The sequence below is a fragment of the Vibrio sp. 811 genome (assembly GCF_033339195.1).
Map to the genome: position 1 here is coordinate 627,056 of NZ_JAWOUB010000001.1, position 13,096 is coordinate 640,151.

The following is a 13,096-nucleotide window of genomic DNA, read 5'->3' on the forward strand; positions in this document are numbered from 1 at the left end:
AGTCTTTTTGAAATTACTCCTCTCTAAAGGCGCGATTCATGCTTTCCGTAATTGGCTTTATTAGGTAGCTCAATGGCGTTCGTGGCTCAGATAAAATCAGCACTTCGGCATTCATGCCTGAGGTTAAACGATGTTTTGTCACATCTTCCGGTGAAATTGCAATTCTAGCGAGATAAAAATCTTCTTGGTTTTCTTGCGAGAGCTTATCGGCAGAAATCGTCAGCACAGTACCGTCTAAAGGTGCCAACGTCCGTGCATTCAGAGCGGTCAGACGAACATGCGCTTGCTGGCCTGGATTCACTAAATCAATATCCTGAGGATTAACACGAGCCTCGACTAACAACTTATCGTCTTGCGGGACCAGTTCTAGTAACGTTTCACCCGAGCCAATCACACCTTTTTCGGTAAACACTTGCATGTTGACTACGCGACCAGAAATAGGTGCGTTGATCGTTGTTCTTGCGACAATATCTTGAGCGGAGCGATATTCTTCCCGAATTGCGACAATTTCCGTTTTGGTGTTTCGTAGTTCCTCGACAATCTCATTCAGCCTTTCAAGCTTCAACTCTTCAATTTGCGCTAGGTTCTCATCCAACCTTTTTCTAACGGTGAGCGATTGCCTGTCTAACTGGCTTAAGGTACTTCTCACCTCCGCTGCTAAGCGCTTGAGTTGAAGTAAAGTAGATTTTCCCGAGAAACCTTTTTGCACCAAGGCTTGGTTGCTGTCTATTTCTTCAGCAATAAAGTTGAGCCGTTCCGTCTCAATCACTTTGGTTTGCTGAAGGTTTTCAAGCTCTAAATTTGCTCCAGAAATACTCTGCTCAATGATACTCAGTTTACTATCAAAGAATCGCTTTCTCGCTTCAAAGATCTTGTTTTGAACCAGTTGTGCTTCTTGGACGATATCGACACGGGGAATGTTCTCAAGATCATCAGACCATACAATCGTTGGAAGCTCATCAAGCTCCGCACTTAAACGGTTTTCCTTTGCTAGAGTATGGATAAAACGACCACTTAACGAATCCAACTTAGCCATAGCTTGACGCTTAGAAAGTTGAATTAATAACTGACCTTTTTCGACTAAATCCCCTTCCTGTACATATAGCTTTTCAATAATACCGCCTTCTAAATGCTGAATTTCTTGTCGCTTAGTGAGAACTGACAAATCACCATAAGCAATCGCTGCACTTTCTAATTTGGCTGTTGCAGCCCAGTAGCCAAGACCTCCAAGAAAAACACTTAAGGTCACCACACCGAGTAAAATTGGTTTTCGAAAGCTTAGTCTCGCTTTGGGGCTAAAACGATATACGATCTCGGTAGAACTCTGATTAACGGTTGGCAGTTGATTGCTCATTTCTTACCCTTGGGATATCTGTTCTTTCTTCGCCCATCAAACGTTTTAATACTTCATCTTTAGCGCCGTATAACTTGACTCGGCCGTCAGCCAAATACAACAGCCTATCCATTTGTCGTAACGTACTCGGATTGTGGGCAATGACGATAATCGTTGTACTCTGTGCTTTTAAATGGGCAATCAAACGTTGATACGCAGCCTCTCCCTCACCATCGAGGTTGGCATTCGCTTCATCGAAAATCACTATAGAAGGGTCGCCATAAACGGCTCTTGCAAGAGCGATTCTCTGCCTTTCCCCCCCAGATAAACCACGGCCATTTTCACCAATAATGCAATCATAGCCTTTGTTTTTCTTGAGTATTAATTCATGACATCCTGCTAGTTGAGCCGCCTTGATGACTTTAGCGGGGTCTTCTTCTTTAAAGCGCGCGATGTTCTCTCGAATTGTGCCAGGAAATAACTCCACCTCTTGAGCGAGATACCCAAAATGCACGCCGCGATCTTCAGATGCCCATACGGAGACTTCCATTCCATCAAGAGTCACTTTACCCGCTAATGGCTTAACCGTACCTAATAACAGCCGAGCAAACGTCGATTTACCCGTACCAGAAGGGCCAATCACCCCAACAGCAACACCCGGAGGAATCGATAAGCTGAGCGATGAGAGCACTGGTTCAGTTGCTCCAGGGTGGCGATAGGCCAGTCCGGAAAGCTCATAGTGTCCTTTTGGTTTAGGCAGTGGCATATCTGATTCATCTTGGCGCACGATCGCATCGATTTCTTTCAACCTTTTATAGGCGCCTTTAGCAGACATCGCGCTTCGCCACGTGCCTATCGCCTGCTCCATCGGCGATAATGCCCGACTCATTAATATGGAGCTCGCGATCATCGCCCCTGCCGTTATCTCATGTTGGATAACTAACCATGCACCACCTCCCAGTAAAAATATCTGTAATGAGCCACGCACAAACTTAGAAAAGTTAGCCATGTAGATAGACTTACCTGCAACTCGCTCTTCAAGCACATTCACTTCGCTCACGCGCGACTGCCATTTCTCTAAAAATGCATTCATCATCCCCATTGCGAGAATTGAATTGGAGTTTTGCGTGGCTAATTCTGCGTTGTTGATATGAGAAATCGCTCTGACTTCGCTCTCTTGCATTGTTTTACGCGTCATCAGCTCATTGAGTAGACCTAGGCTAAACAATACGATAGATCCAAGTAACGCGATGTGACCTAGTATCGGGTGCAATAAATACACAAATAAAATAAACAGCGGTGTCCAGGGCGCATCCAACAGTGGATAAGGTGCTTGACTGCTCAAAAAGCTTTTGATGTTCTGAATGTCTCTCAGAGTTTGCGAGGTATAACTCTTCCCAGTATGTGATTGATATTGAATCGTGCGCTTGAGCATGAAAGCGGAGAGTTTTGTGTCCATCCAATAACCAAAAGATTTACTCATTTGTGCTCGTGCAATGTCGATGATGGACATGGTTAACAGCGCGACAATTACGATGACAGTGAGCAAGAATAAAGTATCGGTTGAGTAGGAAGATATCACTCGGTTGTACACTTGAAGCATGTACAACGGAATCGAGAGAACCAATAAGTTGATAAAAAGGCTAAAAACGATCAGCAAGCCCGCAAGCGTGCATAGTTTTTGTTTCACTTCTTTGAAAACCGTTTTTTGCACGACTACTTCCGTTTAACGTGAAAATTGTAGGCGCCAGAAATACTAGCGCCTAGCTTAAGGTAACCTCAAATCGCTCTAGAGTGTCCGATTAGTGCACCTCAGCATGGCAGAGCCACGCAAACTAATTCCCATCCAGAGTTATTTTCAGTCGTTTAGATTACGAACAGATCTGCACCATAGGTGTTGATGTCAGTTTCAGTCACGCCAATAAGTTTCACTGTTAGATCAGCCCCATCGGTAAACACTGCATTCCCAACTGCATCGTAGCTAAAGCTTAAATCACCAAAGTCAGTGACAGAGTCGCTAATGATGTGCAAAGAGTCTTCACCAATGGTGAAATCAACAACTTTGGCTTCGCCATGGCCACCAAACTTATCCGTGAACACAAACTTATCGCCATTGCTGCCGCCAACTAAAACGTTGTCACCAGAACCAGCAACAAGAATATCTTCACCGACACCACCATTTAATTTATTGTCACCCAGCAAACCCAACAGCAAGTCATTACCGGTACCACCGCCGAGGTAGTCGTTTCCTGTACCAGCCCTAAGGATGTCATCTCCAGCACCACCAGTTAGGCGATCGTCGCCGTCGCCGCCGATCACATAATCATTACCGCCACCGCCAACAAACGAGTCATTACCACCAAAACCGATAAACAAATCATCGCCGCCATCGAAATCAGCAAATTGGTTATTTACACCTGCATCGCCTAAATACGTGTCATTGTCACTTGCGCTCATTTTTATTCCCTCTTAGCTTATTAATTGAATAGACCTTCTGTTCCACGTCTGACTAGATTCGTCACGACATGAGAAGTCTAATAGTCAACTGAATAGGAATAAGTTTGAATATGGGATGATATTTCAGACTGACATTTTAATAATAAATATAAAATTTAGTACTTTATAGAGTATTTTCTTTTTATTACAGCAAGTTAATACTAGTACTACAGGTTTCTCTTAGCCCAACTTGTAGCTTGCGTACGGTTCTTTACTTCTAACTTTCTAAAAATATTGTATAGATGTGATTTAATAGTATGCTCGCTGATAAATAAAGAATCAGCGATTTCCATATTTGAACCACCTTCTTTCAACATTTTTAAAACCTGAACTTCACGCCGAGTAAGCTCAACCTCAATAGCAGGTTCGATAATGTTATTTGCTTCTCTACCTCGATAATAATTTACTAGCTGATCAAGTAATCTTCGAGACAGCCAGTTATCCCCTTTTATTATTGCTTTTAATCCCTGACAAACCTTGTCCATTGAATCTCCTGGACCAAATATACCTTTTACATGAGGCCAAGAAGCGAGTTCTTCTGTGTCTAAGTCATAACCTAGATTAAGCATTATGGTTCCTAGCACTTTATTACTATCTTTTAAATAAACTAAAGTTTCGGAAGGAATCTCAACTGAAAAATCAACAAGCAAAAAGTAGCGTTCCGGAATGAGTTCATGATAGCTAGGGTTTTTAGTATCAATGATCGTTATTTTAGTTTCTGTATTTTTAGAAAGCATTTCCTTAAAGTTTTCACTCTGTAAACTTTGTTGAGTGAGCATTAGGATTTCAGGCTTTTCCATATACTGTTCCATAATGTTTCTCATACTTTCAGTGACTTAACATTCTTAAATTAGTAGTTAATCGTCAGCACTTAGTTTGATATGTAAGTGCTAGTTCACAGAGTAAAGTTATTTGCTACTTTTTTAAATTCTAAAGTTATTAAAAAGAGAATCAAAAAAAGTGTTTCTCATAAAAGAAACACTTTTAACACATTCAGGTCACAGAAATTATTAAGAGTTTACTAAATTAGGCAACCTAATATTGCAATAGCATTACACCGTTAACGAGTTGTCTGAAATATTTTCCTTTGCCCAAATAAGTGCTTGAACTCTATTTTTCACATCAATCTTCTTGAAAATATTATGTAAATGCGTTTTTACCGTATTCTCGCTGACAAATAATTGTTCGGCGATTTGTTGATTGGACGCCCCCATGGAAAGAAAGGTAATTATTTGTTGCTCTCGTTTGGTCAGAATAGCGGAAACATTCTTATTTATAGGTTTGCAATGTCGACGAAGGTAAGTAATGTACTGCTGAGAAAACTTACGGCTGAACCACATATCTCCTTGAAGCACCTTACCAATACCAACTTGCAACGTTTTTATATCATCAGAGGTATAGAAAATACCGGCCAAAGTACGCCAAGCAAAGAGATCTTCTGTCGATATGGATTGCTCACAATTAATTAAGATTTCAAGCGTGTCTTTCTGCTTGGCCGCTTTAAACTCCGCATAACGGCGAAAAATTTCATCCGTGATCACGCTGCAATCAACAATAATGGCTGATGCAAGAGATTCATGTAACACTCCGTGAATCAGATTATCTGGCGTGATTAGAGCAACACTAATACCGAGTTTGGTCTCCAATACATCTTTCAACAGAGATGACTGTAGACTTCCCTCCGTGATTAAAATAACGTTTCTTTTTTTTTGCTGCTCCATCCTGATCGCATTCCCTTGGTCGTTTTTATTGAAATACGCAATAGATTTAGATAGAGCGGTAGTATTGTCAAGTATGAAAATCACTAGTACTAATTAATAACTCATTGAAGTGTCAATAATTTTTAAGTGGCAAGTATATGAGAGGTATTAGCATTTTTCAGACATTAAAAAAGGGAGTATAAACTCCCTTTTTGTGTTTGAGCAGGTGATTTAATCACGCACGTTAGAGGCAAAACACCACCTAACTTAGTGGATTGGAACTGCGTTTTTTTGGTTAAACTTACCAAAGTGTTGTTCTAACACTTCTGGCGTCAGCTTACCTTCCGCTTCCAGCTTTTTCAGCTCAGCGACGATCGCTTTTTGCTCTTCTAGCGACGGCAGTTTTACTTCTGGCTCCTGAGCGGTTTCTTGAGAAATTTGCTCTAGTTCTTTTTCGAAGTCATTCATAGTACTTACCTAAAATTAATGATTGAACTTTTAAACTTCGCCTATTCTATCCAACTCTATAACTTGAAGCTACCAACCATCTTGTCTAAACGAGAAGAGAGCGCTTGAAGATCGCGACTTGCATCCGCCAACTCTTCTGCTGTCGCGGTTGTCATTTCATTTATCGCGTTGATTTCTTCGATATTTTGATTAATGGTATGCACCACCGTGGATTGCTCTTCCGTCGCCGTTGCAACTTGTGTATTACGATCAGAGATGTCGGTGATTCGTTCAGAAATACTGATTAATACCTCGACTGCTTCATCGGTAGAAGTAACCCCTTCTATGGTGACCGCTTTGCCCGCTTCCATAGCACTTACCGCGTCTTGTGCGTCACTTTGAAGCTGATTGATCATGCGCTGAATCTCTTCTGTAGAATCGGCCGTGCGTGAAGCTAGGTTTCTTACCTCATCAGCAACAACCGCAAAACCACGTCCCTGCTCACCAGCACGAGCAGCTTCAATTGCAGCGTTTAGCGCAAGTAAATTCGTTTGTTCAGAGATGTCACGAATTACACCCAGAATCGAGCCAATATCTTTGGTTGTCGATGCCAACTGCGTAACAACAATATTGGTTGTTTCAACATCATCGGCTAGGCGGCTGATCACCTCTTTTGCTTTCATCACAACTTCTCGACCAGTTTGAGTGTTATCTGAAGCCTGATTTGCCGTATCAGCAGCGGTAGCAGCGTTCGATGCAATTTCACTGATGGTCGCACCCATTTGGTTGATAGCTGCAACTACTTGAATGGTTTGATCACGCTGCTCTTGGCTGTTGTCGTGTGTGGATGTTGCTTTCGTTGACACACTTTCTGCCGCTTGACTTAATGAGCCACTGGTTAAAGCAACCTCTTTCATCGTGGCATGAATCTTCTCAATAAATCCATTAAAGCCTTTTGAAAGCTGAGCAATTTCATCATTACCCTTAATTTCAATACGCTGCGCCAAATCGCCTTCACCTTGCCCAAGGTCGGTAAAACGATCGGCAATCAGTCGGATTGGTTTCGTAATGCTGTTTGCCAACCATACGCCCATGAGGATGAATACAACGGCAACAATGATGGTCGTAAACAGCATTTTTTTAGCTGTCGCATTCAGGTCTGCGAATACTTCATCAACGGGAACCACGCCAATAACAAACCAGTTCATTGAAGGAACATACAAACTAGAAACAAAAGTATCCTGCCCTTCAAACTCCACATTAATTAGGTTGAAGCTATTTTTGTTCAACAGCGCACTTGCGTCACTACCAAATAGTTTAGTGATAGAAGTTTGGTTCTTACCTTGTTGGCGGTGTATTTGAATCTGGCCTTGTTCATTAGTGAGGAACACGTAACCCGTATCTTCAATTTTAAACCCATTGAGCAAAGCAACCATGTCTCCCATAGATTTAGAGAGACCTGACATTGATGTACCATTAAGATCTTGGAAATTGGCAAACATTTTCACTTCGCCATTTGCCTCTTGGAACACACTCACGGACGTTTCTTGACCAGACGACGTAAATCCAAAGAACCAAGCATCTTGCGTTCGGTTAAGTTGACGTAAGAATCCGTTTTGATTCCAGTAATATGCCGTTTGACGATTCGCTACCGACGCATCATTAAGACCATACTGTGATTTAACGTTATTGAGCTGCTGAACCAACTGAACTTCTACTGACGGATCACGGTCTGTATTAGATAGGGCTTCAACAATAAATTCGTTTGTAGCCAGCTGTTTTGCCGCTTGTTGCATTTCGACAACTTCGCGGTCAATTTCGGTATTGATTTGCTGCAACATCGCAGGTAGCTCGATGTCAATAAGACGATGGCTCAATACATCTCTCGCATGACGCTGAGCCATAACACCAACAATGATTGTTGATGCTAGAACAGCAAACGTAATGCCAAGTACAACCTTCTGTTTGATGCTCAAGGAATGAAGTTTCAACATATTCGGACCTTTTAAAAGAATCACTTGTTATTGGCCCCACAAGGGGAATCAGGTGCATATCTCATGACACGCACACCACGGAATCTTTATCGGCTCATATGTACAAAACTAGAGGCATTTCTCATTATATTATGAAAAATAAATGTAACACACTGTCAAATAAGCACTTTCAGAGATAGCACGTACTTGCAATTCTCTGTAGCGTCCCAATATTGAAAAGATAAATTGCAATAGAGCATTGGAACTTTTTTCACATGGAAAATGACCAATACTCAACACGAAAATCACATGGATACCGAGAGTCCAAAGCATGCATAAATCTAACTTCGAAACTCTTCAGCAATACTTAGAGTCGCAGATCATCGGACAGCAAGATCTGGTAAAGCAACTGCTTGTTGCGCTTCTTGCGGATGGGCATATTTTAGTTGAAGGCCCTCCTGGGTTAGCAAAAACCCGTGCAGTAAAATCACTCTCAGACTGTGTTGAAGGTGACTTCCACCGAATTCAGTTCACCCCTGACTTGCTGCCAGCCGATTTAACCGGCACCGATATCTTCCGTCCAGAAACCGGAGAATTCACTTTCCAGTCAGGTCCTATCTTCAACTCGCTTATTCTTGCGGATGAGATAAACCGTGCACCGGCCAAAGTACAAGCGGCAATGCTTGAAGCAATGGCAGAGAAACAAGTCACAGCAGGTCGTCATACCTACCCGCTGCCAGAGTTGTTTTTGGTTATGGCAACTCAAAACCCGATAGAGCAAGAAGGGACCTACCCCCTTCCTGAAGCGCAGCTAGACCGCTTTTTATTGCATTTAGAAGTGGAATACCCAGATGCAGAGCATGAGCTATCTATCTTGCGTATTAACCGCGGAGAAGCAAAGGGCGAAGTAAAGGTTGAACGCCCAATGTTAAGCCAACAAGATATATTCACTGCACGTAAAGAAGTGTTGGATATTCATATGGCGGAAACGATAGAGCAGTACATCGTCCGTTTAGTTATGGCGACACGTCAAGCCAACGAATATGACACTGAGTTGGACAAGTGGTTGTCAATGGGTGTGAGTCCGCGTGCCACCATCGCTCTTGATCGCTGTGCACGTGCGCACGCTTGGCTTGCTGGTCGTGATTTTGTCTCTCCGGAAGATGTTCAAACCATGGCTTATCCGGTACTGCGCCACCGTTTATTATTGAGTTACCACGCTCAAGCGGAAGGCATTACGGCAAACCAGGTCATCGATAAACTGCTAAACCTTGTTGGCAGTGCATAAACAGGTGAGTGATATGTCCGCTACACATTCATTACCACCTCATGCGAATGGGGTGACATTAACCCTTGAAGAGCTGCTCCAATATCGCACTCAATCTGTACGTTGGTTACCACCAGCACAGAGTCTCTGGTCGCAGATGAGTGGTAACCATACCAGTCGCCAAAAAGGGCGAGGTATGGATTTTATGGAGGTGCGCCAATATCAACCTGGCGACGATATTCGCAGCATTGATTGGCGAGTCACCGCTAGGACCGGTAAAGCACATACGAAGTTGTTTGCAGAAGATAAAGAGCAAGCGGTCATTCTTTATCTTGATCTAAGTTCTAGTCTACATTTTGGATCTAAGTATGTACTCAAATCCGTTCAATTGGCCCACTTTGCCAGTGTTCTAATTTGGCTAACTCTAGCTAAAAAAGATCGCATCGGCGCAGTGATTGATGACGGACATCAATGTCTTGAATTTCGCCCCTCTTCTTTACAAAGACAAGGGCTGCGGATTCTTAACGCCATAGTCGACATACATAATGCGCAAGTAACTCGTACTGCAAGCAACGACACTCGTACACTGCCGTATACACAAGTATTGGAGACACTTCATACGCTCACCCCAAAAGGCAGCGAATTGATTATGCTCAGTGACTTTGCCCACGTAACACCAACGGAACTGGCACAACTACGTCGACTCAAACAACACAATAGCGTAAGGGCCGTTCAGTTTTATGATCCGTTAGAAAGAGGCGAAACAGACTTTAGAGGTCAAGTGAAAGCTTCGGATGGGCTGCATAGTCAATGGTTTAACTTTGGCTCTAAAGGACAACGAAGAGAACTCGAAAGCCACTTTACCCAACATCAAGAAACCATTAAGCAGCAATGCCATTCAATAGCAATTCCATTTAACACGCTATCAAGTGGCCGGCCCTTAATTTCACAATTAAGCTAACAAACTGACAAGCAGTATTTATTAAGCAGTAATAATAATGACAACAAACAACCAAAGCCTAGACCTTGAACCTTTGATTTTGCCAAACGCACCGGATTGGTTTCCGCTCGCTTGGGGATGGTGGGTGGTGCTTGCAGCTACCTTGCTCTTCATTTTCGGGATTTGTCTTTATGTGAGATGGCGTAAAAAACACTTACGCGCAAAAAAGACAGCATTAACACTTTTAACTCAACCTACCGCGCCTCATACCCCCTCTTCTGCTCTGGAAATATTGCGCCAGGCAGCATTGAGTTACTTTCCGCGTGAAGAGATCGCACCATTAACCGGAATCGCTTGGTATGAATTTCTCGATAGCCATACCAAAGAAAGTCGATTCGTAGACAAACAACATCAGTGGCAAGAAGCGTTGTATCAGAATTCTTCCCAAGGGCAGCATCAAAGCTTGGTAGACGATTGTGTCTTTTGGATAACCTACGCTTTGCCACCAAAGAAAAAGGCAAATAACCGTGACTGAGCAAACACTCATAACCGATCTTGCCCAATGGCTAAACATTGAATTTGTCTGGTGGTGGGCACTGTTTTTGTTGCCCATCCCATGGCTGGTATACAAGTTCCTGCCACAAGAATCTCAACAAGCCGAGATCAAATTGGCGTACTTACCAACCAATGAGAATCGCAGCAAGCCTAAGCAAGCGCTGCAAAAAGCACTTTCAATCGCGATCTGGGGCCTTCTTGTCGTCGCGTGTGCGCGTCCAGTTTGGTTTGGCGATCCCGTTGAATTCCAACCCAAATATCGGGACTTGATGTTAGTCGTCGATCTGTCCGGTTCGATGCAGCAGGAAGACATGGAACTCAACGGCGAATATATCGATCGCCTCACAGCAGTCAAAAAAGTTCTGTCTGATTTCGTAGCAAAGAGAAAAGGTGACCGTCTCGGAGTTGTTTTGTTTGGCGACCATGCTTATTTGCAAACACCACTCACTGCAGACCGCAAAAGCGTCATGCAACAGATTAATCAAACCGTCATCGGCTTGGTTGGTCAACGAACCGCCATTGGTGATGGTATTGGGTTAGGCACAAAAACCTTTGTAGACAGTGATGCTCCCCAACGAGTCATGATTTTGCTCAGTGACGGCAGCAATACTGCAGGGGTGCTCGAGCCGCTAGAAGCAGCGGAAATTGCGAAAAAATACAACGCCACTGTTTACACCGTGGGCGTGGGCGCTGGTGAAATGATGGTAAAAGAGTTTTTCATGACTCGCAAAGTCAACACCGCAGCCGACTTAGATGAACAAACACTGACTAAAGTGGCAGAGGTGACAGGTGGACAATATTTTCGAGCGCGAGATACAGAAGAGCTCGAAAAGATTTATGACACCATCAACCAGCTAGAACCCGTATCTAGCGACACACAAACTTGGCGCCCTCAGTCTGAATGGTTTCCATATCCATTAAGCGCTGCATTTGTATTGTCGGTATTGTTATTCCTATTAAGGAGAAAACATGGCTGAGTTTATTTTCCTCAATCCTTATTGGCTTTTGGGGCTCATCGTGATCCCTATTGCACTCTTGCTTAATCACAAATTTAGAGCCCAAAAGTCCACACTGATTGCCCCTCACCTATCGCGGATGCTCGGACAAAACACGCAGTCTAAGCATTACTTCACTCTATGGGGTTTAGCTTGGGCAATAACTTGCATTTCATTAGCGGGGCCAAGCTGGCAGTCCAATGCTCGACCAAGCTTTGAGTTAAACCAAAACCGTATCTTGGTGCTTGATATGTCTCGCTCTATGTTTGCTACAGACATCAAACCCAATCGGCTAGCACAAACACGTTATAAGGCGCTCGATTTGCTGCCTAAATGGAAAGAGGGAGCCACTGGACTTATTGCTTACGCTGGCGATGCCTATAACTTAAGTCCACTGACAACTGATTCCAGCACGCTTGCTGGCATTATCGAAAATTTGTCACCAGAGCTGATGCCTTTTCAAGGAGCAAACCTGCCTGCCGCGATTGAACTTGCGATCAACCAGTTTTCTCAAGCAGGCACGCAACAAGGCGATATCATCGTGTTAGCGGATGATCTTGATACGTCAGAGCTGTCTCGCGCGTTAGATTTAGTCCAAGGTACAAAGTTTCGCATTTCTGTTCTTGCCGTCGGGACTCCTGACGGTGCGCCTATCGCGCTGCCCGATGGATCTCTGCTAAAAACTGCACAAGGCACAACCGTCGTAGCGAAAACAAATCTGAAAAATCTACAAACGCTAGCGAATAAGACTGGTGGCCTATTTGTTCCTATTCAACACACCAACCGTGATGTTGAAAACATCGCGGCCTTTACCAATAACATTGGTAGCCAGCTTTCTGCAACCCAAAGCGAAGAAGTTAAAACTGACTCTCGTCTCAACAGTGGCTTTTGGTTACTGCCGTTGTTACTTCTTCCTGCGGCTTTACTGTTTCGACGCGACCTGATTTGGATGGTAGTTGCGACTGTAGTCCCAGTAACGTGGACACCGCATGCAGAAGCTAATCCGTTCTTAAATGCCGACCAACAAGGAGCGGAACTCTACAAGCAAGGTGAGTATGAACAGGCGCAAAACCTATTTACAAACCCAAGCTGGAAAGGAGCCGCCAGTTATCAAAAAGGTGACTACGAAGCCGCTATCGAAGCATTTTCTCATGATGCCTCCCTTAACGGCCGCTATAACCTCGCCAACTCGCTCGCTCAAAATGGTCAATTAGAAGATGCGGCTGATTTGTATAAAAAGCTGCTAGAGGAAAAGCCTAACTTTGAAGCCGCGAAGAAAAACCTATCGGTTGTAGAAGAAAAGCTAAAACAGCAACAGCAACAGCAACAGCAACAGCAACAGCAACAGCAACAGCAACAGCAACAGCAACAGCAACAGCAACAGCAACAG

General features: G+C 43.5%; 12 protein-coding genes. 5 read left to right on the top strand and 7 right to left on the bottom strand.

What is annotated here, in order from left to right; genetic code table 11:
• Positions 1–13 precede the first annotated feature (13 nt).
• From R7Q46_RS02720 to R7Q46_RS02750, 7 genes are all read right to left on the bottom strand, one after another.
• Positions 14–1,354, bottom strand: coding sequence for an HlyD family type I secretion periplasmic adaptor subunit (locus R7Q46_RS02720; protein WP_085569361.1), 1,341 nt, complete (start codon positions 1,352–1,354; stop codon positions 14–16).
• Positions 1,329–3,047, bottom strand: coding sequence for a type I secretion system permease/ATPase (locus tag R7Q46_RS02725; protein WP_025768544.1), 1,719 nt, complete (start codon positions 3,045–3,047; stop codon positions 1,329–1,331). Before R7Q46_RS02725 ends, R7Q46_RS02720 begins: the two co-directional genes overlap by 26 nt.
• A gap of 152 nt (positions 3,048–3,199) precedes the next feature.
• Positions 3,200–3,790 carry a calcium-binding protein gene (locus tag R7Q46_RS02730; RefSeq protein ID WP_005375168.1) on the bottom strand — a complete coding sequence of 197 codons (591 nt, stop codon included), beginning with the start codon at positions 3,788–3,790 and terminating at the stop codon, positions 3,200–3,202.
• Positions 3,791–3,996: 206 nt separating this feature from the next.
• Entirely contained in the window at positions 3,997–4,653 is a 657-nt protein-coding gene (locus tag R7Q46_RS02735) for a LuxR C-terminal-related transcriptional regulator (protein ID WP_005383910.1), read from the bottom strand.
• Between the two features lie 228 nt (positions 4,654–4,881).
• Positions 4,882–5,550: a LuxR C-terminal-related transcriptional regulator gene (locus tag R7Q46_RS02740; RefSeq protein ID WP_021707603.1), complete on the bottom strand. Its 669-nt coding sequence runs from the start codon at positions 5,548–5,550 to the stop codon at positions 4,882–4,884.
• 246 nt (positions 5,551–5,796) lie between these two features.
• Positions 5,797–5,997 carry a restriction endonuclease subunit S gene (locus tag R7Q46_RS02745; protein WP_005375165.1) on the bottom strand — a complete coding sequence of 67 codons (201 nt, stop codon included), beginning with the start codon at positions 5,995–5,997 and terminating at the stop codon, positions 5,797–5,799.
• Positions 5,998–6,053: 56 nt separating this feature from the next.
• Positions 6,054–7,970: a methyl-accepting chemotaxis protein gene (locus R7Q46_RS02750; RefSeq protein ID WP_017821859.1), complete on the bottom strand. Its 1,917-nt coding sequence runs from the start codon at positions 7,968–7,970 to the stop codon at positions 6,054–6,056.
• A gap of 310 nt (positions 7,971–8,280) precedes the next feature.
• Here R7Q46_RS02750 and R7Q46_RS02755 point away from each other — a divergent pair, with 310 nt between their 5' ends.
• From R7Q46_RS02755 to R7Q46_RS02775, 5 genes are all read left to right on the top strand, one after another.
• Positions 8,281–9,237 carry an AAA family ATPase gene (locus tag R7Q46_RS02755; protein WP_005383914.1) on the top strand — a complete coding sequence of 319 codons (957 nt, stop codon included), beginning with the start codon at positions 8,281–8,283 and terminating at the stop codon, positions 9,235–9,237.
• A 13-nt stretch (positions 9,238–9,250) separates the two neighbouring features.
• Positions 9,251–10,177, top strand: a complete 927-nt coding sequence (locus R7Q46_RS02760; protein WP_262647102.1) for a DUF58 domain-containing protein — start codon at positions 9,251–9,253, stop codon at positions 10,175–10,177.
• A 37-nt stretch (positions 10,178–10,214) separates the two neighbouring features.
• Positions 10,215–10,691 carry a DUF4381 domain-containing protein gene (locus tag R7Q46_RS02765; RefSeq protein WP_262647100.1) on the top strand — a complete coding sequence of 159 codons (477 nt, stop codon included), beginning with the start codon at positions 10,215–10,217 and terminating at the stop codon, positions 10,689–10,691.
• Positions 10,684–11,688, top strand: a complete 1,005-nt coding sequence (locus R7Q46_RS02770; protein WP_047103941.1) for a vWA domain-containing protein — start codon at positions 10,684–10,686, stop codon at positions 11,686–11,688. The genes R7Q46_RS02765 and R7Q46_RS02770 overlap by 8 nt, the downstream gene beginning before the upstream one ends.
• The coding region (locus tag R7Q46_RS02775; protein WP_318077279.1) for a VWA domain-containing protein at positions 11,681–13,096 on the top strand (1,416 nt) is incomplete at its 3' end. The genes R7Q46_RS02770 and R7Q46_RS02775, both read left to right, overlap by 8 nt.

Excerpts from the sequence above, each read along its gene's own strand:
- R7Q46_RS02760 (WP_262647102.1), top strand. The coding sequence starts at position 9,251 with ATGTCCGCTACACATTCATTACCACCTCATGCGAATGGGGTGACATTA.
- R7Q46_RS02740 (WP_021707603.1), bottom strand. The coding sequence starts at position 5,550 with ATGGAGCAGCAAAAAAAAAGAAACGTTATTTTAATCACGGAGGGAAGT.
- R7Q46_RS02750 (WP_017821859.1), bottom strand. The coding sequence starts at position 7,970 with ATGTTGAAACTTCATTCCTTGAGCATCAAACAGAAGGTTGTACTTGGC.
- R7Q46_RS02755 (WP_005383914.1), top strand. The coding sequence starts at position 8,281 with ATGCATAAATCTAACTTCGAAACTCTTCAGCAATACTTAGAGTCGCAG.
- R7Q46_RS02745 (WP_005375165.1), bottom strand. The coding sequence starts at position 5,997 with ATGAATGACTTCGAAAAAGAACTAGAGCAAATTTCTCAAGAAACCGCT.
- R7Q46_RS02730 (WP_005375168.1), bottom strand. The coding sequence starts at position 3,790 with ATGAGCGCAAGTGACAATGACACGTATTTAGGCGATGCAGGTGTAAAT.
- R7Q46_RS02765 (WP_262647100.1), top strand. The coding sequence starts at position 10,215 with ATGACAACAAACAACCAAAGCCTAGACCTTGAACCTTTGATTTTGCCA.
- R7Q46_RS02720 (WP_085569361.1), bottom strand. The coding sequence starts at position 1,354 with ATGAGCAATCAACTGCCAACCGTTAATCAGAGTTCTACCGAGATCGTA.
- R7Q46_RS02735 (WP_005383910.1), bottom strand. The coding sequence starts at position 4,653 with ATGAGAAACATTATGGAACAGTATATGGAAAAGCCTGAAATCCTAATG.